At 65.6% G+C, this 21438-nt stretch carries 20 protein-coding genes; 8 read left to right on the top strand and 12 right to left on the bottom strand.

Annotated features, from left to right (window positions below):
- Nucleotides 1-100: 100 nt before the first annotated feature.
- On the bottom strand, nucleotides 101-892 hold the full coding sequence (locus tag O6P39_RS18255) for a dienelactone hydrolase family protein (protein WP_275607874.1): 792 nt from the start codon (nucleotides 890-892) through the stop codon (nucleotides 101-103).
- A gap of 169 nt (nucleotides 893-1061) precedes the next feature.
- On the opposite strand from O6P39_RS18255, the gene O6P39_RS18250 reads away from it, so the two are divergent.
- Nucleotides 1062-1733, top strand: a complete 672-nt coding sequence (locus tag O6P39_RS18250) for a polysaccharide lyase family 7 protein (RefSeq protein ID WP_275607873.1) — start codon at nucleotides 1062-1064, stop codon at nucleotides 1731-1733.
- A 17-nt stretch (nucleotides 1734-1750) separates the two neighbouring features.
- Complete coding sequence (locus tag O6P39_RS18245) at nucleotides 1751-2938, top strand: lytic murein transglycosylase (protein WP_275611979.1); 1188 nt, start codon at nucleotides 1751-1753, stop codon at nucleotides 2936-2938.
- A gap of 226 nt (nucleotides 2939-3164) precedes the next feature.
- Here O6P39_RS18245 and O6P39_RS18240 read toward each other — a convergent pair whose 3' ends face one another.
- The 6 genes from O6P39_RS18240 to napE are packed head-to-tail and all read right to left on the bottom strand — an operon-like array spanning nucleotide 3165 to nucleotide 7736.
- Nucleotides 3165-3764: a cytochrome c3 family protein gene (locus O6P39_RS18240; protein WP_275607872.1), complete on the bottom strand. Its 600-nt coding sequence runs from the start codon at nucleotides 3762-3764 to the stop codon at nucleotides 3165-3167.
- Nucleotides 3765-3774: 10 nt separating this feature from the next.
- The gene (locus O6P39_RS18235) at nucleotides 3775-4260 is read right to left on the bottom strand and encodes a nitrate reductase cytochrome c-type subunit (RefSeq protein WP_275607871.1); all 486 of its coding nucleotides are present in this window, start codon (nucleotides 4258-4260) and stop codon (nucleotides 3775-3777) included.
- 10 nt (nucleotides 4261-4270) lie between these two features.
- The gene (gene napA / locus O6P39_RS18230) at nucleotides 4271-6775 is read right to left on the bottom strand and encodes a nitrate reductase catalytic subunit NapA (protein ID WP_275607870.1); all 2505 of its coding nucleotides are present in this window, start codon (nucleotides 6773-6775) and stop codon (nucleotides 4271-4273) included.
- Entirely contained in the window at nucleotides 6772-7074 is a 303-nt protein-coding gene (locus O6P39_RS18225) for a chaperone NapD (protein ID WP_331320122.1), read from the bottom strand. Before O6P39_RS18225 ends, napA begins: the two co-directional genes overlap by 4 nt.
- 7 nt (nucleotides 7075-7081) lie before the next feature.
- Entirely contained in the window at nucleotides 7082-7558 is a 477-nt protein-coding gene (gene napF, locus O6P39_RS18220; protein WP_275607868.1) for a ferredoxin-type protein NapF, read from the bottom strand.
- A 10-nt stretch (nucleotides 7559-7568) separates the two neighbouring features.
- A complete protein-coding gene (napE, locus tag O6P39_RS18215) occupies nucleotides 7569-7736 on the bottom strand; it encodes a periplasmic nitrate reductase, NapE protein (protein ID WP_275607867.1) in 168 nt (55 codons plus the stop codon).
- Nucleotides 7737-7937: 201 nt separating this feature from the next.
- Between napE and O6P39_RS18210 the strand changes: the two genes are divergently transcribed.
- Genes O6P39_RS18210 through O6P39_RS18200 form a run of 3 tightly spaced genes read left to right on the top strand, consistent with a single transcriptional unit; the run spans nucleotide 7938 to nucleotide 10622 of the window.
- Complete coding sequence (locus tag O6P39_RS18210) at nucleotides 7938-8549, top strand: hypothetical protein (protein WP_275607866.1); 612 nt, start codon at nucleotides 7938-7940, stop codon at nucleotides 8547-8549.
- A gap of 55 nt (nucleotides 8550-8604) precedes the next feature.
- A complete protein-coding gene (locus O6P39_RS18205) occupies nucleotides 8605-9282 on the top strand; it encodes a response regulator (RefSeq protein WP_275607865.1) in 678 nt (225 codons plus the stop codon).
- Nucleotides 9279-10622: an ATP-binding protein gene (locus tag O6P39_RS18200; protein ID WP_275607864.1), complete on the top strand. Its 1344-nt coding sequence runs from the start codon at nucleotides 9279-9281 to the stop codon at nucleotides 10620-10622. The genes O6P39_RS18205 and O6P39_RS18200 overlap by 4 nt, the downstream gene beginning before the upstream one ends.
- 381 nt (nucleotides 10623-11003) lie before the next feature.
- Here O6P39_RS18200 and O6P39_RS18195 read toward each other — a convergent pair whose 3' ends face one another.
- Nucleotides 11004-12005 (bottom strand): AraC family transcriptional regulator, encoded by a 1002-nt coding sequence (locus O6P39_RS18195; protein ID WP_275607863.1) that lies wholly within the window; start codon nucleotides 12003-12005, stop codon nucleotides 11004-11006.
- 370 nt (nucleotides 12006-12375) lie between these two features.
- On the opposite strand from O6P39_RS18195, the gene O6P39_RS18190 reads away from it, so the two are divergent.
- A complete protein-coding gene (locus O6P39_RS18190) occupies nucleotides 12376-13677 on the top strand; it encodes a dicarboxylate/amino acid:cation symporter (protein WP_275607862.1) in 1302 nt (433 codons plus the stop codon).
- A 644-nt stretch (nucleotides 13678-14321) separates the two neighbouring features.
- Here the strand turns inward: O6P39_RS18190 and O6P39_RS18185 are convergent.
- The 3 genes from O6P39_RS18185 to O6P39_RS18175 form a co-directional block, all read right to left on the bottom strand.
- Nucleotides 14322-15713: an adenylate/guanylate cyclase domain-containing protein gene (locus O6P39_RS18185; RefSeq protein ID WP_275607861.1), complete on the bottom strand. Its 1392-nt coding sequence runs from the start codon at nucleotides 15711-15713 to the stop codon at nucleotides 14322-14324.
- Nucleotides 15714-15854: 141 nt separating this feature from the next.
- Nucleotides 15855-16439 carry an HD domain-containing protein gene (locus O6P39_RS18180; protein ID WP_275607860.1) on the bottom strand — a complete coding sequence of 195 codons (585 nt, stop codon included), beginning with the start codon at nucleotides 16437-16439 and terminating at the stop codon, nucleotides 15855-15857.
- Between the two features lie 143 nt (nucleotides 16440-16582).
- Nucleotides 16583-17386: a LuxR family transcriptional regulator gene (locus O6P39_RS18175; protein WP_275607859.1), complete on the bottom strand. Its 804-nt coding sequence runs from the start codon at nucleotides 17384-17386 to the stop codon at nucleotides 16583-16585.
- A 197-nt stretch (nucleotides 17387-17583) separates the two neighbouring features.
- Between O6P39_RS18175 and O6P39_RS18170 the strand changes: the two genes are divergently transcribed.
- Both O6P39_RS18170 and O6P39_RS18165 read left to right on the top strand, forming a co-directional pair.
- Entirely contained in the window at nucleotides 17584-18948 is a 1365-nt protein-coding gene (locus O6P39_RS18170; RefSeq protein WP_275607858.1) for an APC family permease, read from the top strand.
- A 15-nt stretch (nucleotides 18949-18963) separates the two neighbouring features.
- Nucleotides 18964-20061, top strand: a complete 1098-nt coding sequence (locus tag O6P39_RS18165) for a P1 family peptidase (protein WP_275607857.1) — start codon at nucleotides 18964-18966, stop codon at nucleotides 20059-20061.
- A 193-nt stretch (nucleotides 20062-20254) separates the two neighbouring features.
- Here the strand turns inward: O6P39_RS18165 and O6P39_RS18160 are convergent, their stop codons facing one another.
- Nucleotides 20255-21253 carry a sulfate ABC transporter substrate-binding protein gene (locus O6P39_RS18160; RefSeq protein WP_275607856.1) on the bottom strand — a complete coding sequence of 333 codons (999 nt, stop codon included), beginning with the start codon at nucleotides 21251-21253 and terminating at the stop codon, nucleotides 20255-20257.
- Nucleotides 21254-21438 lie beyond the last annotated feature (185 nt).

The following is a 21438-nucleotide window of genomic DNA, read 5'->3' as shown; positions in this document are numbered from 1 at the left end:
GCGCCGCCAAGGCGGGCTCCGGCCTTTACACTTGATTGAGTGCGGGAGCCCCCAGGGGCTCCCGTTTTTTTTGCGCTGCGTTTTTGTTGACGGAGAAGGCTCAGGACTTCTCCTCGAAGATGTCCTTGAAGAACGCCTGCAGGTCCGCCCAGGACTTCTGGTCGGCGGTCTTGTCGTAGCCCACGTCGAGGCCGTGGCCCTTGTGCTTGTCGGCGTCCGGGTTGGTGAAGCTGTGCTTTGCGCCCGGCTGCACCACCAGCTTGTAGTCGGCCTTGGCGTTGTCCATCTCGCTCTTGAAGGCGGTCACGCTCTCGGCTGTCACCAGGGTATCGGCGCCGCCGTGCTCGACCAGTATCTTCGCCTTCACCGCGCCCGGTTGCGCCGGCGTGTCGGTGGCCAGCACGCCGTGGAAGCTCGCCACGCCGGCCAGCGGCAGGCCGGCGCGGGCCATGTTCAGCACCACCGCACCACCGAAGCAGTAGCCGATCGCGGCGATCTTGCTGGGGTCGGTCTGCGGTTGCTTCTTCAGCAGGTCGAGGCCGGCCTGGAAACGCGCCTTGGCGGCGTCGGGGTTCTTCAGGGCTTCGGCCATGAAAGTCTTGGCATCGTTGGGGTGCTCGGTGTGCTTGCCGCCGCCGTACATGTCGATGGCCAGCGCGCTGTAGCCCAGCGCGGCGAGGTCGCGGGCGCGGCGCTTGGCGTAGTCGTTGAGCCCCCACCATTCGTGCACCACCAGTACGCCAGGGCGGATGCCGGATTTGGCGTCGTCGTAGGCGAAGTAGCCGATCATCTTGGTGCCATCGGCGGACTGGTAGGGGATTTCCTGGGTCTTGATCGCGGCGCCGGCACTGGCGGCGAAGGCGAACAGCAACAGGGCGGTGAACAGGCGCATGGGACTCTCCGTGGCGGTGGCCGAAGGCAACCTTGAGAAGATAGACGCTTCTGCGGCGAGTGCTCGCCGACGTGGCGACGACCCGCTCAAGCTCGCGGCGATGGATGAAATGTAAGACGGCCTCGACTACCCTTGGCGCCATTCCCCGACCCCGGAAAGCGATTGGCCGATGCTGGACCTCAGTACCTGGAACCTGACCATTCCCCAGCGCGGCCCGGCCGCGACCATTTCCACTGCAATGCTGAATCGCGATTACCAGAGCCCGTACTTCCAGCGCAACGTCAACGGCGTGGAGCTCTGGGTGCCGGTCAACGGCGCGCACACCAACGGCACCGAGTACCCGCGCACCGAACTGCGCGAGACGGCGCGCAACGGTGCGCTGTCTTTCTGGCGCTATCCGAAGGCCGACAACCTGCTGGTGGCTACCCTGCGAGTCGACATGGTGCCGTCGTCCCGACGCATGGTGATCGGGCAGATCCACAGCAACGGCAGCGGCAGTGCCGAAGCGCTGCCGCTGGTGAAGCTGGTCTACCAGCAGCGCCTGAACCTGGGCCGCGTGCAGGCGCTGGTGCGCGAGCATCCCGATGATGTCTCCACCCGTACCTATACCGTGTACGAAGGCATCCCCCTGGGCGAGGCGTTCAGCTACCGGTTGGGCGTATCGCGCAGCGGCCTGCTGACCGTCCAGGTCAAGGACGGCCAGGTGACCCAGCAACTGGACCCGCAGTGGGCCTTCCAGGGGCTGTACTTCAAGGCCGGGCTCTATCTGCAGGACAATCGCGGACCCGCGAGCGAGGGTGGCCGGGCCACCTTCAGCAACCTGACCATTTACCACCAATGAGGATGTTTTCCATGGCGTTGCGCACTTCCCTGGCCCTTTCCCTCCTGTTGCCGGCCGCGCTGGCGCAGGCGGTTCCCGGCGACGACTTCGGCGCCTGCCTGGATCGCCTGCAGGACAAGGCCCGGGCCAGTGGCGTCAGCGCCGCCAGCTACGCGCGCTTCACCCAGGGCCTGCAGGCGGACATGAGCGTGCTGCCGCTGCTCGATGCGCAGCCGGAGTTCACCACGCCGATCTGGGATTACCTGGCGGGACTGGTGGACGAGCAGCGCGTGGCCGACGGCAAGGCGATGATGACCGAGCACGCCGAGCTGCTGCGCAAGGTTGCCGCGCGTTACCAGGTCGACCCGGCCGCCGTGGTCGCGGTGTGGGGCGTGGAGAGCGATTACGGGCGCATCACCGGCAAGCGGCCGCTGCTGGTGTCGCTGTCCACCTTGTCCTGCTACGGGCGGCGGCAGTCGTTCTTCCAGGGCGAGTTCATCGCCACCCTCAAGCTGCTGCAGGCGGGCGACATCCGCGACAGCGGCATCACCGGCTCCTGGGCCGGCGCCTTCGGCCAGACGCAGTTCATGCCGTCCACCTACGCGCGCATTGCCGAAGACTTCGACGGCGACGGCCATCGCGACCTGGTAGGCAGCACCGCCGACGCCCTGGCATCAACCGCCAACTACCTGCGCAAGGCGGGCTGGCGCGAAGGCCAACCGTGGGGCTACGAGGTGAAACTGCCAGCTGGCTTCGACCCGGCGCTGGCCGGGCGCACCAAGCGCCGGGCGCTTTCGGACTGGACCGCGCGCGGTGTGCGGCGCATCGATGGCAAGCCGATCCCGAGCCTGGATTCGAAGGCTGCCATCCTGTTGCCGGCCGGGGCGCAGGGGCCGGCCTTCCTGGTGCTGCGCAACTACGACGCGATCTACTCCTACAACGCGGCGGAGAGCTATGCGCTGGCCATTTCCCTGCTGTCCGATCGCCTGCGCGGCGAACCGGGGCTGCGCACTGCGTGGCCGACCGACGATCCGGGTCTGAGCCGGGTGCAGCGCAAGGAGTTGCAGGAACTGTTGCAGCAGCGCGGTTATGACATCGGCAAGGCCGACGGCATGATCGGCGACGTGACACGCCGGGCGATCCAGGAGGAGCAGCGCAAGCGTGGCATCAGCCCGGCGGATGGGCGGGCAGGGCAGAAGATTCTCAAGGCGTTGCAGGGCGGGTAATTGGCGTCGTCTCTACGTCCCAGACAGCAGAGGCCCCGGCATATGCCGGGGCCTCTGTTTTTGTAGGGGCAGCTGTATTCTTCTGGACAGCCTGTGCCGGTCCATCCCCTCACCCCAACCCTCTCCCGGAGGGAGAGGGGGCAGATCGTGCCGGCTGATGCCGTGGTTTCATCCTGCACCGAACGGTCCTGCGGGAGAGGGTGAGGGGCAGAGCCTTCCGACAGCCTCACTCCCAGCCCTTCACCCCGCTCATGTCCGGCAGGTGGTGGGCGATGCCCTTGTGGCAGTCGATGCAGGTGGCGCTTCCGGAGGCCAGTGCCGTGGAGTGCATCTGCCGGGCGCGCTGGCTCTGGCGGGTGAAGTCCATGGATTCGAAGTTGTGGCAGTTGCGGCATTCCAGCGAGTCGTTGGCCTTGAGCCGCGCCCATTCGTGTTCGGCCAGCTCGCGGCGGTGGTCGAGGAATTTCTCCCGCGTGTTGATGGTGCCGAAGATCTTGCCCCAGACCTCCTTGGACGCCTGCATCTTGCGCGCGATCTTGTCGGTCCACTTGTGCGGCACGTGGCAGTCCGGGCAGGTGGCGCGCACGCCGGAGCGGTTGCTGTAGTGAATGGTGTCCTTGAGCTCGACGAAGACGTTGTCGCGCATCTCATGGCAGGAGGTACAGAAGGCCTCGCTGTTGGTCGCCTCCAGTGCGGTGTTGAAGCCGCCCCAGAAGATGATCCCGGCGATGAACCCGGCCAGGGTCAGGAAGCCCAGGCTGTAGTGCACGCTGGGTCGGCGCAGGACGGTCCAGTACCCCATGAGCCAGGCGAACAGAGCTTTCATGGGCGCCTCCTCAGGGTTTGCCGTTCGCAGCGGCGTCGCGCTGGAGGATCGTGTCGATGTCTTCGAAGGTGTTGCCCACCAGCGGCTTCACGTCCTTCTGCGGGACATGGCACTGCACGCAGAAGTAGCGCCGTGGCGCGACGGCAGCCAGCGGCTGGCCGTCGCGGTCCATGTAGTGGGTGATGCTGATCATCGGCGCCTGCACCCGCGCGCTGTTGGAGCGGCTGTGGCAGGACAGGCACTTGTTGCTGTTGCTGTCGATGCGGTAGCCGACGATGGTGTGCGGGATGGTCGGCGGTTGCTCGGGGTAGTTGCGCTCGCGGCGGACGTCCTTGTTCTCGTCGTTGGCCAGCGGCGGCGCGGGACGGTCCTGGCTGATGGTGCCGCCGGGGCGGCGGCCGTCAGGGGCCGGGGCATCCAGCGGATAGTTCAGGTCGGCGGCCAGCGCGGTCAGGGTGACCAGCATCAGCACCAGGGTAGAGATCGTCTTGTTCATCGCGCGCTCCTCAGGCCAGGCTGACCAGTTCGATGCGCACCGCGCATTTCTTGTAGTCGGTCTGCTTGGAGATCGGGTCGGTGGCGTCCAGCGTGACCTTGTTGATCAGCTTGTTGGCATCGAAGAAGGGCACGAACACCAACCCTTGCGGCGGCTTGTTGCGCCCGCGCGTTTCGATGCGGGCACGGATTTCGCCGCGCCGGCTGATTACCTTCACCTCGCTGCCGCGCCGCATCTTCAGCTCGCGGGCGTCGTCGGGGTGCATGTACACCACGGCGTCAGGCACTGCCTTGTACAGCTCGGGCACGCGCTGGGTCATGCTGCCGGTGTGCCAGTGTTCGAGCACGCGGCCAGTGGCGAGCCAGAACGGGTACTCCTTGTCCGGCGCCTCCGCCGGCGGCTCGTAGGGCAGGGCGAAGATGATCGCCTTCTTGTCCGGGTAGCCATAGAACTGCAGGCCGCTGCCCTTGGCCACGTAGGGGTCGTAGCCTTCTCGGTAGCGCCAGCGGGTTTCCTTGCCGTCCACCACCGGCCAGCGCAGGCCACGGGCTTCGTGGTAGTCGTCGAAGGGCGCGAGGTCGTGACCGTGGCCACGGCCGAAGCTGGCGTATTCCTCGAACAGGCCTTTCTGGATGTAGAAGCCGAAGGCCTTGGCCTCGTCGTTCTCGAAGCCCTTGGCGACCTGGTCGGCGCCGAAGGCGTCCACCTGGCCGTTCTTGAAGAGCACCTCATACAGCGTCTTGCCCTTGAGCTGCGGTGCCTTGGCCAGCAGCTCGGCGGGCCAGACCTCGTCGGTGGTGAAGCGCCTGGAGAATTCCACCAGTTGCCAGAGGTCGGATTTCGCCTCGCCCGGCGCCTTCACCAGTTGATGCCAGAACTGCGTGCGGCGCTCGGCGTTGCCGTAGGCGCCTTCCTTTTCCACCCACATGGCGCTGGGCAGGATCAGGTCGGCGGCCTGGGCCGAGACGGTGGGGTAGACGTCGGAGACGATCACGAAGTTTTCCGGGTTGCGCCAGCCCGGCAGGACTTCCTGCATGACGTTGGGCCCGGCCTGCATGTTGTTGCTGACCTGGGTCCAGTACACGTTGAGCACGCCATCCTTGAGCATCCGGCTCTGCTGCACGGCGTGGAAGCCGATCTTTTCCTGGATGGTGCCGGCGGGCACTTTCCAGATCTTCTCGGCGGTCTCGCGGTGCTTCGGATTGGTCACCACCAGGTCGGCCGGCAGGCGATGGGCGAAGGTGCCCACTTCGCGCGCAGTGCCGCAGGCCGAGGGCTGGCCGGTGAGGGAGAAGGGGCTGTTGCCCGGCTCGCTGATCTTCCCGGTGAGCAGGTGGATGTTGTAGATCAGGTTGTTCGCCCAGACCCCGCGGGTGTGCTGGTTGAAGCCCATGGTCCAGAAGGACATCACCTTGCGCTTGGGGTCGGCATACATCTCGGCCAGGGCCTTGAGGCGTTCGGCCGGCACGCCGGTTTCCTTGGCGGTGCGCTCCAGGGTGTAGGGTTTGACGAAGGCGGCGAATTCCTCGAAGCCGATGTCGCTCCAGGTGTTGGCCTTGTCCGCGTTCTTCGCCTTCTTCTCCAGCGGGTCGGTGGGCCGCAGGCCATAGCCGATGTCCTCGGCGCCATGGGCGAAGCGGGTATGCTTGTCGACGAAGTCGCGGTTCACCGCGCCGCTTTCGATGATGTGGTTGGCGATGTAGTTGAGGATGTAGAGGTCGGTCTGCGGCTTGAACACCATGGGGATGTCGGCCAGGTCGAAGCTGCGGTGTTCGAAGGTGGACAGCACCGCGACTTTCACCTGCGGGGCGCTCAGGCGCCGGTCGGTGACCCGCGACCAGAGCACCGGGTGCATCTCGGCCATGTTCGAGCCCCAGAGCACGAAGGTGTCGGTGGCCTCGATGTCGTCGTAGCAGCCCATGGGCTCGTCCATGCCGAAGGTGCGCATGAAGCCCATCACCGCCGAAGCCATGCAGTGTCGCGCATTGGGGTCGATGTTGTTGCTGCGCAGGCCGGCCTTGAACAGTTTGTTGGCGGCGTAGCCTTCCCACACCGTCCACTGCCCGGAGCCGAACATGCCCACCGAGCCCGGGCCCTTGGCCTTGATCGCGGCCTTGAACTTCTCGGCCATGATGTCGAAGGCGGCATCCCAGCTGATCGGCTGGAACTCGCCCTGCTTGTCGAACTTGCCGTCCTTCATGCGCAGCAGCGGGCGGGTCAGGCGGTCGCTGCCGTACATGATCTTCGACAGGAAGTAGCCTTTCACGCAGTTGATGCCGCGGTTGACCTCGGCCTTGATGTCGCCGTGGGTGGCGACCACCTTGCCGTCGCGGGTGGCGACCATCACGCTGCAGCCGGTGCCGCAGAAGCGGCAGGGCGCCTTGTTCCAGTCCAGGCGGGTCATGTCCGCCTCGGTGACCAGGTTGCTGGCGGAACTCAGGATCGGCAGGCCAGCGGCGGCCGCGGCGATGGCGGCGGCGTTGGCCTTGGCGAACTGGCGGCGGGTCAGGTTCATCGGGCACCTCCGGCCTGGGCGGGAACGGGTTCGGGTTCGATCTGCGGGTGTTCGGGGGACTCGACGATCTCGTGGTAGATCAGCACCGCGTTGAGCACACCGGGCAGGTTCTGAATGGCATTGAGGCTGTCGAGGATGCTCTGCTCATGCTCGGCTTCGAGCACCACCACCAGCTTTCCCTGGGGGCTCTGCTGGTGCACTTCCAGGTGCGGCAGGCACTGCAGGTTGGTCTTCACCGCGTCCAGCAGCTCCGGGCGCGTGTGCACGATCAGGCTGGCGATCTGGATGCTCTCGGGCAGCGTGTTTTCAGGCATGTAGGGCCTCAGGGGTCAGGTGAATGGCGTTGCCGGGGCAGGGCGCGAGACAGGCGCCGCAGCCGGTGCAGAGTTCGGTGTCGAGGGTGGGCAGCGCCGGGCCGCCCAGCTGTGGGCGGAAGCGGATGGCGCGCGGCTCGCAGGCGTCGTCGCAACTGCGGCAATGGATGCCGGCCTGGGCCAGGCAGTGCTCGTCGATCCGCGCGCGCCAGGGCAGGGCTTCGCGGCCCAGGTCGAATACCGGGGCCTCGCAGGCGCGCGCGCAGTCGCCGCACAGGCTGCAGCCGGCGTGGCTGAAATCCAGCTGCGGATAGCCGCCGTCGCCCACGCGCAGCACCTGCTCCGGGCAGGCGTCGATGCAGGCGTTGCAGCGGGTGCAGCCTTCAAGGAAATCGCTGGCGGTCCATGGCGGGCGACGAATTTCGGACGCACCACCCAGGCGTCGCAGCAGGGCGCGGCGGGCAAGCACGGCGGCGCTCCTACGACGGCGGGCCGGGCGGCCCCGCCAGCAGCTGGAACATCCACACGATGAAGCCGTAGCCACCGACGATGGCCACCGACAGCAAGGGGAACAGGCAGATCACGAGGAACAGGAACAGCCGGGTTTCTTTGCCTTTATCCGCATCGGCGCCGGTCTTTTCGGTCATGGGGGTCAGCCTCCCGCCAACAATTGAGAATCAGACTAGACCCTGCTTTGTGTGTGGGCAAAGTTGCACAGGCGCTGTTCTTTTTTCCTATAGCGCTTTTCGTTCAGCCCTGGTTCAGCAGGCGGACAGGTTGCGTTCAGTGGCCCGCCCTTAACCTGCTCCCCGTCAACCAATCACTGAAGTCCTGACGGGAGAATCCCCATGAAAACCATGAAGAAAATCGCCCTCGCCAGTGCCATTCTCGGTGCCGGTTTTGTTGCCACCGCCGCTAATGCAGCCGACACCTTCGTCGGCATGACCTGGGGCGAAACCAGCAACAACATCCAGAAATCCGCGGCGCTGAACCGCAACCTGGACAACCCGAAGTTCGACAGCGTGATCAACAACAGCAGCACCTGGGGCGTACGCGCCGGCCAGCAGATGGAGCAGGGGCGCTACTACATCACCTATGAAAACGTGTCCGACACCGACAGTGGCCTGAAACTGCGCCAGCAGAATCTGCTCGGCAGCTACGACGCCTTCCTGCCGATCAATGACAGCGGCACCAAGCTGTTCGGCGGTGGCACCCTTGGTCTGGTCAAGCTGGAGCAGGACTCCAAGGGTTACAGCCGCGACAGCGACGTCGGTTACGCCATCGGTGCCCAGGCCGGTATCCTCCAGGAAATCGGCAGGAACGCCTCCATCGAAGGCGGCTACCGTTACCTGCGTACCAACGCCAGTACCGAGATGAGTCCGCATGGCGGCGGCAAGGTCGGATCGCTGGACCTGCACAGCAGCTCGCAGGTTTACCTGGGGGCCAACTACAAGTTCTGACCGATACTGCAACCGGGCCCTGCTGGCCCGGTTGCCTGATTCAGGGAGCACGTGCATGAAACTGCTGGTGGTGGAAGACGAGGCGCTGCTGCGCCATCACCTGTACACCCGGCTCGGCGAACAGGGCCATGTGGTCGACGCCGTCGCCGATGCCGAAGAGGCGCTGTACCGCGCCAACGAATACCACCATGACCTGGCGATGATCGACCTGGGCCTGCCGGGCATGAGCGGCCTGGACCTGATCCGCGAATTCCGCAGCCAGGGCAAGACCTTCCCGATCCTGATCCTCACCGCGCGCGGCAACTGGCAGGACAAGGTCGAAGGCCTGGCCGCCGGCGCCGACGATTACGTGGTCAAACCCTTCCAGTTCGAAGAGTTGGAGGCGCGCCTGAACGCGCTGCTGCGCCGCTCCAGCGGCTTCTCACAGTCGACCATCGAGGCCGGCCCGCTGGTGCTCGACACCCATCGCAAGCAGGCGCTGGTCAGTGGTGAATCGCTGCAACTGACCGCCTTCGAGTACCGCATCCTCGAATACCTCATGCGTCATCACCAGCAGGTGGTGGCCAAGGAGCGGCTGATCGAGCAGCTCTACCCGGATGACGACGAGCGCGATCCGAACGTGATCGAAGTGCTGGTCGGCCGTGTGCGGCGCAAGCTGGAAGCGGCCTCCGGCTTCAAGCCCATCGATACCGTGCGCGGCCAGGGCTACATCTTCAACGAGTTGTGCAAATGATCCGTTCGCTGCGCCTGCGCCTGATGATCGGCGCGGCGACCCTGGCGATCCTGTTCATGGCGGCCCTGCTGCCGGCGTTGCAGCGGGCGTTCAGCATCGCCCTGGAAGATGCCATCCAGCAGCGGCTGGCGGCCGATGTGGCGACGCTGGTGTCGGCCGCGCGCATCGAGGGCGGGCAGTTGAGCATGCCGGACCACCTGCCGGTGGAGGACTTCAACCTGCCCGAGTCCAAGCTGCTGGGCTACATCTACGACCAGCACGGCCAACTGGTCTGGCGCTCCACCTCGGCGCAGGACGAGAGCATCGACTACTCGCCCAAGTACGATGGGCTGGTCGACGAATTCACCCGCATCCGCGATCGCACCGGCCAGGAATTCTTCGTCTACGACGTGGAAATCGACCTGCTCGGTGGCAAGCGGGCGGCCTACAGCATCGTCACCATGCAGCCGGAGAGCGACTTTCGCGAGCTGGTGCGGGGCTTTCGCGAGCAGCTCTACGTGTGGCTGGGCGGGGCGCTGCTGGTGCTGCTGGGGATGCTCTGGCTCGGCCTGAGCTGGGGTTTTCGCTCCATGCGCGGGCTGCGCGCCGAGCTCGATCAGATCGAGGCGGGCGAACGCGAACGCCTGAGCGACGAGCACCCGGACGAAATGCTGCGCCTGACCGGCTCGCTGAACCGCCTGCTGGACAGCGAGCGCGCCCAGCGCGAGCGCTACCGCAACTCCCTGGGGGACCTCGCCCACAGCCTGAAGACGCCGCTGGCGGTGCTGCAGGGCGTCAGCGAGAACCTCGCCGCGCAGCCGCAGAACCGCGAGCAGGTGCAGGTGCTGCAGACCCAGATCGAACGCATGAGCCAGCAGATCGGCTACCAGCTGCAGCGCGCCAGCCTGCGCAAGAGCGGCCTGATCCGCCACCAGGCGCTCCTCGAACCGCTGCTCGATACGCTCAGCGGCGCGCTGGACAAGGTCTACCGGGACAAGCGTGTGGTGCTTGAGCGCGATATCCCGCCGGGGTTCGCCTTGCCGCTGGAGCGGGGGGCGCTGCTGGAAATGCTCGGCAACCTGCTGGAGAACGCCTACCGCCTGTGCCTGACGAAGGTGAAGGTCAGCGCCAGCAGGCAGGGGCGCTTCGTCGAACTGGTCGTCGAGGACGACGGCCCCGGGGTTCCGGCCAGCCAGCGCGAGCGCATCCTCAAGCGCGGCGAACGCCTGGACACCCAGCACCCCGGCCAGGGCATCGGCACCGCGGTGGTGAACGACATCATCGACAGTTACGACGGCGAGCTGGCGCTGGAGGATTCCGGGCTGGGCGGGGCGTGTTTCCGGATTCGACTGCCGGGGTAGTGACGTCGGTCGGTTTGGCGTAGGGCGTACAACCGTTCGCGGTTGTACGCCGATGAACCTTTGCGTATTTCCGGCCCCATGGCCCGGCCCGGAGTGCTTCTGCATCCGTAGGAGCGGACTTTGTCCGCGAAACTCTTATGCGGGATTTCGCGGATAAGATCCGCTCCTACGAGAGCGTCGCCCAATATCCGCGTCAACAGCATCTCCCTGTAGCGAGCTTGCTCGCGAACATTCCTCGCGTCGGAGGTGTGGTCGCGCCCGTGGGGCGGACCTACCGGTTGGCGCCGTGCCTTACCCGTAGGAGCGGACTCCGTCCGCGATAGCCCTGCGCAGGGCTCATCGCGGACGAAGTCCGCTCCTACAAAAGCATTCTCGCCAGCGTCACTCTCCCTGCTGCGCCCGGTACGCCCCCGGCGTCAGCCCCGTCCACTTCTTGAACGCCCGGTGGAAGGCCGAGGGCTCGGAAAAGCCGAGTTGGTCGGCGATGTCCTGGATCGACAGCTCGTCGCGTCCCAGGTAGTAGATCGCCAGGTCGCGGCGCAACTGGTCCTTGAGCTCCTGGAAATTCGGCCCTTCCTCGCGCAGGTGGCGGCGCAGGGTCTGCGGGCTCATGTGCAGTTGCGCGGCGACCTGTTCCAGGTCCGGCCAGTTGCGGCAGTCGCGGCCGAGCAGGCGGCGAATCTGGCTGGTCAGGCTGTCGCCACCGTCGGGGCGGGCGAGCAGGTCGGCGGGGGAGTCCTTGAGGAAGTGCTTGAGGGTGCGTTCGTCCTGCAGCAGCGGCATGTCCAGGTAGCGCGCCGGCAGTAGCAGGCTGGTGCTGTCGGCGGCAAAGCGCCGCGGGCAGGGGAACAGCAGGTCGTACTCGGCCTGGTGCTCTGGCGTGGGATAGCTGAAGGTGGCTTCCTCCAGGCGGATGCGCTGGCCGATCAGCCAGCTGGCCAGGCGATGCCAGATCAACAGCAGGCTCTCGGCGAGGAAGTGATCGGGGTCGCGCAGGTGGCTTTCGTCCAGGGTCAGGCGCGCCCGGTCGCCCTCGCGCATCAGTCGAATCGCCGGGGCCTCGGGAAACAGGCCATAGAACAGCGAGCCTCGGCTCAGCGCCTTTTCCAGCGTGCGGCAATGGATGATGGCATTGCACATCATGGCGAAGGTGCCGCGCTTGCTGGGGCTGCTGCCAAAGCCCATGTACTCGTCGTCCAGCGCCTCCCACAGGCGCTGCAGCAGCCGTGTGAACTGGTCGGGGTCGACGCGTGCGCGGGGCTCGTCGAGTACCGCCGTGGCGATGCCGGCATCGCGCAGCAGCGCCGCTGTATCCAGCCCCTGGCGCTGTGCGCCTTGTACGGCGGCACGGACGAAATGGCTGGCGATGGTGCGTTCTCGCATGGGAAGTCCTTGTTGTTCCGTCCGGGCGTCATTCGTGCGCGCGGTGTGCCCGGCTGCGTTGGGGCGACGGGGCCGGGGTCTACAATCTACGGTACGAAGGTCCTGGCGGATACCCGCCAGAGGGCGGGAAATCCGCCAGCCAGAAGGCGGGTTTCCGCCATTTCTGGTTGATAATGTGCCTTGCCTTTGCGTTCAAGTTATTGAAATTAAAGGATTAAATTGATTTTTAAAGGTCTGGCACAGCACTTGCCATAAGCGTTCAAGGCCTGCCTGTGGGCAAGCCCTGAAAACAAATTCTCCCAATGCAGGGAGATAACGCGTTCGGTCTTGCGTCCCTCTGCGGATGCACGCCCGTGAGGACAAAGCTGCCATGACCAAGCAACCCTTCTACAAGAGCCTGTACGTGCAGGTGCTGATCGCCATCGCCATCGGTATCGCACTGGGTCACTTCTACCCCGACACCGCCAAGTTGATGAAGCCGCTGGGCGATGGCTTCGTCAAACTGATCAAGATGGCCATCGCGCCGATCATCTTCTGCACCGTGGTCACCGGCATCGCCGGCATGCAGAACATGAAGGCCGTGGGCAAGACGGGCGGCATGGCGCTGCTGTACTTCGAAATCGTTTCCACCATCGCGCTGCTCATCGGCCTGTTTGTCGTCAACGTCGTGCAGCCGGGTGCCGGCATGCACGCCGACGTTGCCAGCCTCACCGCCGAAATGAGCAAGAACGCCACCCTGACAGCCTACGTGGCGTCCGGCGAGAAGCAGAGCACCATCGAGTTCTTCATGAACGTGATCCCGAACACCGTGGTCGGCGCCTTCGCCAATGGCGACATCCTGCAGGTGCTGTTCTTCTCGGTGCTGTTCGGCTACGCGCTGCACCGCCTGGGCGATTACGGCCAGCCGGTGTTCCAGTTCATCGATCGCATCACCCACGTGATGTTCAACATCATCAACGTGATCATGAAGGTCGCCCCGATCGGCGCCTTCGGCGCAATGGCCTTCACCATCGGCGCCTATGGCCTGGGTTCGCTGGTGCAACTCGGCCAACTGATGCTGTGCTTCTACATCACCTGCATCCTCTTCGTGCTGATCGTGCTCGGCGGCATTGCCCGCTACCACGGCTTTAGCATCCTGCGTTTCATCTCCTACATCCGTGAGGAGCTGCTGATCGTGCTGGGCACCTCGTCCTCCGAGTCGGCGCTGCCGCGCATGATCGCCAAGATGGAGAAGCTGGGCGCCGACAAGAGCGTCGTCGGCCTGGTGATTCCCACCGGCTACTCGTTCAACCTGGACGGCACCTCGATCTACCTGACCATGGCGGCGGTGTTCATTGCCCAGGCTACCGACACGCCGATGGACATCAGCCATCAGATCACCCTGCTGGTGGTGCTGCTGATTGCTTCCAAGGGCGCCGCCGGCGTCACCGGCTCGGGCTTCATCGTGCTGGCCGCGACCCTGTCCGCCGTGGGCCACCTGCCGGTTGCGGGTCTTGCGCTGATCCTGGGTATCGACCGCTTCATGTCCGAAGCTCGCGCCCTGACCAACCTGGTGGGCAACGGCGTGGCCACCCTGGTGGTCGCCAAGTGGTGCAAGCAGCTCAACGAGAAGACCCTGCACGACGAACTGGCCGCCGGCCCCGGCAACTCCACGGAGCTGCAGCCTTCCTGATGTGTGTATTCGGCCCGGTGAACGTGAAGCACCGGAGCCTTTCCAGCCCGCTCTCTTGAGCGGGCTTTTTTATGGGCAGGTGGATTGTGGGGGCGGTTGCAGGGGCGAGTTTTCCGGCAGCTCCTGAGCTGGGCGGTTCGCGAGCAAGCTCGCTCCTACAGGTGGGCGACAAACCAAGGCGCTTTCCTGTCAGCGCGGATTTCGCCGCGATGGATTTCGCGGACAAGGGCTAGGCGCCCCCGTCGCTCCTACGAAAGGCGGTTTCCAGAGAAGCATTCGCGCGCACCGGAGTGCCCCTTCAGGAGGCCGAGTGGAATCGGGGTTTCAGGGGGTGAGCGGCATGGATGCCGCGAGAGCCGCGATGGGCCATGGATGGCCCTTCGCGGCGTGCCCCTGGAGCAATGATGCAGGGAGGGAATCCCGGCGAAGCCGGGGCCGGATGCAGGGGCAAGACCTTTGGTTACTTTGCGTCGTTTGGCAAAGTGACTCGCCCGAGAGGGCGAAACAAAAAATCCCGGTGCACATCGAAGCGGCGCGGAAACACCCGACCCCCAGAAACGGCGGATAACGCTTTAGGCGTTATGCTCCCTACGAAGAGCGAAAGCATCGCGGACGGAGTCCGCTCCTGCGGGGATGGGGCAGGATCAGAGAATGATCTTGTCCTTGAGCTTCTCGGCGGCCTGCTGCAGCGCCTCGATGACCCGCTCCTTGTCGTAGTTCTGCACGTTGTTGGTGTCCAGATACATGGAGAAGCCCGGCACTTCGTGCTCGATGAAGCTGGGGTTGGAGCCCAGGTCGCGGCGGAAGTCGACCACCTGGTAGATCTGCACCGGCTTGCTGAAACCCTTCACCGTGATCTGGCCCTTGTCGCGGCACATCAGGATGTCCTTCACCAGCGAGTAGGTCTCGTGGCTGATGAGGATTTCGCCCGCTTCGGCGGCGTTTTCCAGGCGGCTGGCGAGGTTCACTTCGCGGCCGATGATGGTGTAGTCCATGCGCGTATCGGCGCCGAAGTTGCCCACGGTGCAGTAGCCGGTGTTCAGGCCCATGCGCACTTCCAGGGGCTTGGTGATGCCCTGGGCGCGCCATTGCTGGCGCATGACCTTCATGTGCTTGCGCATGGCGACCGCCATGGACACCGCTGCTGCCGCGTCCTTGCGCGCGCCCTGGGTGGAGGGGTCGCCGAAGAACACCATCACGCAGTCGCCGACGAACTTGTCGATGGTGCCGCCGTACTTGAGGGCGATCTTCGACATTTCGTTGAGATAGTTGTTGAGCATGTCGGTGAGGGCTTCGGCTTCCAGCTCTTCGGACAGCTCGGTGAAGCCCTTGATGTCGGAGAAGAACACGGTGAGCTTCTTGCGCTGGGTTTCCAGGCGCACGCTCTTCTTGCCGCTGAAGATCGACTCCCACACCTGGGGCGACAGGTACTTGGCCAGGTTGCTGGCCAGCCGCGCGGCTTTCTCCTGTTCCCGGGTGATTTCCGCGCGGGCCACGGCCAGGCGCAGGCCCTGCTGGTGAACGAAGAAGGCGGTGATGCAGATGTACAGCGTGGAGAACAGCACGCTGACCAGCGCCATGAGGGTCGGGGTGGCGCCCTTGTAGACCGGGGAGAGCAGCGCCGCGGTGAGGACCGAGGCGCTGAGCATGACCAGCAGGCCAAGGCCCAGGGAGCGCAGGCCGCCGATGATCAGCGAGGAGAAGGCCAGCACCAGCACCAGCATCAGGCTCGGTACTTCCGAGAAGCCCATCAGCGCCGTGGCGGCGCCGGCGTGCAGGGCGTCGACGAACATCAGGACCAGGCGCGTGCGCTGCGGGTGGTCGTGCTTGAAGCGGCGGCTCAACTGCTGGGCGAGGTGCGGGTAGAGCAGGGCGTAGGGGACCATCCAGAGGATGTCGTAGCCGAAGTACTGGCTGAAGGTGCCGGCGGTGATGGTCGCCGCCGTTGCGACATAGGCCAGCACGCGGGAATGGTATTCGCGCAGGGGGGCGGAGGAGAGCGGACCGGCGGGGCGCTCGGTGACGATAGGCTTCATGCGCAGGAAAAGTCCCTGGTTAGTGTCGGCGCAATCCACATTGGCGCCTCCCGCGCGATTGCGGGTGTAGGAATCTTATTCCATGCGCAGCCCGCTGGGCCAGCGGCGGCACGCGACGGCTCGTCGCGTGCCGCGGCCGTATCAGACCATGCTGCCGTCGGGCTTCTGGTAGATCGAGCGGCGTGGCTGGGCGAAAACCCGGCGTAGCATGGGTTCGAAGAACTCCAGGGGCAGCACTTCGCCGTCCGGATCGAAGGCGGCGGCGTCGTAGCGGGCACAGAACTCGATGGTCCGGGCGTACTGCGGGTGGTCCTTGAACTGCTCGCGCAGGTGCCGGTCCAGGCCCAGGTGATGGAAGAAGTAGTAACCCTGGAAGATCGCGTGCTTCTCGATCATCCACAGGTTCTCCTCGCTGACGAACGGTTTGAGGATGGCCGCGGCAATGTCGGCGTGGTTGAACGAGCCCAGAGTGTCGCCGATGTCGTGGAGCAGGGCGCAGACCACGTACTCCTCGTCGCGACCGTCGCGGTGGGCCAGGGTGGCGGTCTGCAGCGAGTGGGTCAGGCGGTCCACCGGGAAGCCGCCGAAGTCGCCGTCGAGCAGGCGCAGGTGGGTGAGGATGCGGTCGGGCAGCAGGGCGGCGTACTGGGCGAAGTCCTTGGCGATGATCGCCCAGTCTTCGGCGCTGCCGTCTTCCATGTGGGTGAAGCTGGCGCGTGCGTTCATCGGGCTGTGCTCTTGTGATTGTCAGGGGGATGGCACGACCCTGAGTCTAGAACCGGCGAGTGATGGCGCTAGTGGCCTGGCGCGCCAGCCGGGTGTCCCGGCAGCCCGTGAATGCTTCGTCAGCAGCGACGTCGATGATGGCCTCAGGGGTTCTCCGGATCGTGTCCCAGTGACTGCAGGAACAGCGAGAACAGCTCCGGCTGGGAGGAGATGTCGAGCTTGTTGTACAGGTGGCGGCGATGGACCTTGACGGTCTCCGGGGAGATCGCCAGGCGCTCGGCCATCGCCTTGGAGGAGTAACCCCGCAGGATCAGCCGGGCGATCTCCAGCTCGCGTTCGGAGAGCACGCCGGCGCCGAAGTGGCTCAGCGCGTCGCGGACCTGGGTCGCCACGCCGTCGCTGGTGGCCGGCAGCAGGCGTTGGCTGCGCTGTTGCCAGTGCTGCTGCATCAGCGCCAGTACCCAGGGGCAGAGCATCGCCAGCAGGCCGGTCTGTTCGGCGTCGTACAGCCGGCGCATGCCCAGTGACAGCGACAGCGCGCCCTGGCCGGGCAGTTGCAGGATGAACTGCACCTCATCCTCCAGCACGTTGTCGTGGAAGTAGCTGAGGAAGTATTCGCTCTGACGGAACTGGTCCGGGGAGATTTCCTCGAGCCGGTACAACCCATTGGGCACGCCCTCGCGGCAGGCCTGATAGAAGGGGTCGAGCTGGTACAGGCCGTCGAGGTAGATGGCCATCGCCGCGGGCCCGGCCGTGGGCTCGGCGTCGTACTCCTCCAGCGCCACCGGCGTGCCGTTGGCGGGGTAGAACATCGCCAGGGCGTTATCGAACGGCAGCCATTGGTGCAGCAGTAGGACCAGTTGCTTCCAGAAGCGCGGCTGGCCGATCTGCTCGACGGTGCGGCCGAGGTTGGCGTGCATGCCGACCTCGCGGAACAGGCTGTGCATGCGTTGGCTCCCCGTGGATTCGGCCCACGGTTTCCTCCTTTTACCTGCCCGCCGTCAAGGGGGCGTAACCCCAAATGGTGATTGGCCGCCACTGCCGCCGTGCCCAGACTGCACCCCACGCAGCGCCCCGGAGAGAGGGCGCGACAAGGTCTTCGTTCCTGCCTCAACCACCAATAACAACACGAGGAAACAACGATATGAGCGCTTCCCCTGCGCCACAGAGCGCGCTCAAGCCCAGCCTGGGCGTGCTCGATGTAGTCGCCATCACCGTCTCGGCGGTCACCCCCGCCAGCTCCGTCTTTGTCATCGCGCCCTTCGCCATCCAGCAGGCCGGCAGCGGTGCCTTCCTGGCCTTCGTCATCGCCGGCTTCCTGGCCCTGATGTTCGCCTGGTGCTATGCCGAACTGGGCCGCGCCCACAGTTCCGCCGGCGGCGAGTACGTCTACGCCAAGCGCGTGTTCGGCGGCCTCGCCGGCTACGCCACCTTCCTCACCGTGCTGGTCTCGCTGCTGTTCATCCCGCCGGTACTGGCCACCGGCGCCGCGACCTACCTCAACAGCGCACTGGGTACGAACTTCGACACCCAGACCGTGGCCCTGGCGATCGTTGCCGCCAGCTATGTGCTGGGCATTCTCAACATCCGCGTCAACGCCTGGATCACCGGTGTCTTCCTGCTCTGCGAAGTGGCTGCGCTGCTGGTGATCGTGGTGCTGGGCTTCGGCCACGTCAGCCAGCCGGTGAGTGTGCTGCTGCAGCCGCAGCACATCGATGGCGGCGTGCTGGCCGCCGCACCCTGGGCGTTGGTGATCGGCGCCGTGGGTACGGCACTGTTCTCCTACAACGGTTTCGGCGGCGCGGTGCTGCTGGCCGAGGACATGAAGTGCGGCGGGCGCAACGTGCACCGCGCGGTGATCTGGTCGCTGGCGCTGGTGGTGGGCATCGAGATCGTGCCGCTGATCGCCCTGCTGCTGGGTGCACCCTCGCTGCAGGAGATGATCGCCAGCCCCGACCCGGTCGGTTACCTGCTCACTGCCCACGGCAACGAAACGCTGTCGCGGCTGGTCAGCGCCGGCATCTTCCTCTCGGTATTCAACGCCATCGTCGCCATCGTCATTCAGGTCGGCCGGGTGATCTTCAGCAGCGGTCGCGACGAGCTGTGGACGCCGCTGATGAACCGCGCCTTCACCCGCATCCATCCGCGCTGGGAATCGCCCTGGCTGGCCACACTGTTCCTCGGCATCCCATCGGCAGCCCTGAGCTTCAGTTCGAACCTGGAGGAGCTGACCTCCTTCACCGTGCTGCTGCTGGTCATGGTCTACCTGGTGGTGGCGCTCTGCGCGCTGTTCAGCCGCGTGCTGCGCCGCGACCGCGAACACCCTTACCACATGCCGCTGTGGCCGCTGCCGGCGATGCTGGCGGTGATCGGCTCCGGCTACCTGTTGCTCAACCTGCTACTGGACGCTTCCTCGCGGGACGTCATGATCATTGTCGGGATACTGGCCGTGTCGGTGATTCTCTACGGCACCTACGGCAAGCTCAGCCCGGCCTTCCAGAAGCTGTAAATCGAAGGAGACAGCATGCGCGCTCGTCAACTCGGCATCACCCTGGGCCTGGGCACCCCCGGCCCGTTCAATGCCATCACCGATGTCCCCGGCATTCGGGTCGGCCACAGCACCCTGATCGGCGAGCGCGACGGCCGCGCCGTGCGCACCGGGGTCACGGTGGTCCAACCGCGCGACGGCGCGGCACGGCGGCAACCCTGTTTCGCCGGCTGCCATGTGCTCAACGGCAACGGCGACGCCACCGGCCTGGAATGGATTCGCGAGGCGGGGCTGCTGACCACGCCGATCGCCATCACCAACACCCACAGCGTGGGCGCGGTGCGCGACGCGCTGATCGCCGCCGAGCATGCCGAACTGGCGGACCCGTCCATCTACTGGTGCATGCCGGTGGTGATGGAGACCTTCGACGGCCTGCTGAACGACATCTGGGGGCAGCATGTCGGTCCGGACCAGGTGCGTGAGGCCCTGGCCGCCGCCGAGTCCGGCCCGGTGCGGGAAGGCCCTGTGGGCGGTGGTACGGGGATGATCTGCCATGAGTTCAAGGGCGGCATCGGCACCTCCTCGCGTCGGCTGCCGGCGGAGCAGGGCGGCTGGACCGTCGGCGCGCTGGTGCAGGCCAACCACGGCCAGCGTCGCGAGCTGCGGGTGGATGGCTACCCGGTCGGCCGCCACTTGGCTGACCTGCCTTCGCCCTTCGCCGAACAGGGCACGCCGGGGATGGGCTCCATCGTGGTGATCCTTGCCACCGATGCGCCGCTGCTGCCGCACCAGTGCCAGCGCCTGGCCCAGCGCGCCTCGCTGGGCATCGCCCGCACGGGTGGCGGTACGGATGATTCCAGTGGCGATATCTTCCTCGCCTTCGCCACCGGCAACCGCGACCTGCCGCCGGCGGATTACGGGCGCAAGGAGCTGCCCTTCGCTACGGCGCTGGAGATGGTCAACAACGACCACATCTCGCCGCTGTTCGCCGCCGCCGCCGAAGCGGTGGAGGAGGCCATCATCAATGCGCTGCTGGCCGGGTGCGACATGCGTACCGACGACGGCGTGCTGGTGCCGGCGTTGAGCGGCGAGCGGTTGCTGGCGGCCTTGCGCGAAGCCGGCTGGCGCGGCTGAGGCCCTGTCGAGCGCTCGGCGGGCTGGCAAAACCTGTAGGAGCGAGCTTGCTCGCGAACGAATTTCCCGGCGGCAGCGGAGTTGGGTGGGTTCGCGAGCAAGCTCGCTCCTACGGAAAGCACTTTCGTGCCATGAAAAAAAGCCGGAGCTGCTGGGCAGCTCCGGCTTCGTTGTTGGCAGCAGATATCCCCAATCAGTTCGGGGTGTAGATCTGGTCGAACACGCCACCGTCGACGAAGTGGGTCTTCTGCACGGTGCGCCAGTCGCCGAAGGTCTTCTCCACGGAGAAGAAGTCCACTTTCGGGAAGCGGTCGGAGAACTTGGCGAGGATTTCCGGGTTGCGCGGGCGCAGGTAGTTGTTCGCGGCGATGGTCTGGCCTTCGTCGGACCACAGGTACTTCAGGTAGGCCTCGGCCTCGGCGCGGGTACCTTTCTTGTCGACCACCTTGTCGACCACGGCCACCGGCGGCTCGGCTTCGGCGGAGACGCTCGGGTAGACCACTTCGAAGCCGCCACGGCCGAACTCGCGGGCAATCATCTCGGCTTCGTTCTCGAAGGTCACCAGTACGTCGCCGATCTGGTTCTGCATGAAGGTGGTGGTCGCCGCGCGGCCGCCGGTATCCAGCACCGGCACGTGCTTGAACAGCTGGCCGACGAATTCCTTGGCCTTGGCTTCATCGCCACCGTTCTTCAGGGTGTAGCCCCAGGCGGAGAGATAGGTGTAGCGGCCGTTGCCCGAGGTCTTGGGGTTCGGCACCACGACCTGCACGCCATCCTTGAGCAGATCCGGCCAGTCCTTCAGGCCCTTCGGGTTGCCCTTGCGCACGATGAACACGGTGGCGGAGGTGAATGGCGCGCTGTTGTTGGGCAGGCGCGCGGCCCAGTCCCTGGGCACCAGGCCGCCGTTGTCGGCCAGGGCGTCGATGTCGGTGGCCTGGTTCATGGTGATGACGTCGGCCGGCAGACCGTCGATCACCGCGCGGGCCTGCTTGCTGGAACCGCCGTGGGACATCTGGATGACGATGTTCTGGCCTTTCTCGGCCTGCCAGTGCTTCTGGAAGGCGGCGTTATAGTCCTTGTAGAAGTCGCGCATCACGTCGTACGAGACGTTGAGCAGGGGCTGGGCGGCCTGGGCCGCGGAGGCCAGGGCGAGGCCCGCGGCCAGCAGCGAGGCGCTGAACAGTCGTTTCACGATCCGATCCTTTTGGCAGTGTTGTTGGGGGGATTATGCCGTCGGGTTATATGGCCTTTAAATACTTAAAGGCTATTTGCTTATTCACCGCGTGCACGCGGGCAGCCGGAGATCGCAGCGTGATCAGCCTGCTGGGCGGGGGAATAGGTCGTGGGACGGCGGGGTGGGCCGCCGTCCCGGCCGGG

The sequence above is a fragment of the Pseudomonas sp. PSE14 genome (genome assembly GCF_029203285.1).
In the GTDB taxonomy this organism is placed as follows: Bacteria; Pseudomonadota; Gammaproteobacteria; order Pseudomonadales; family Pseudomonadaceae; genus Pseudomonas.
The sequence above is the reverse complement of the archived record's forward strand: the minus strand, read 5'-3'. Positions and strand labels throughout refer to the sequence as shown.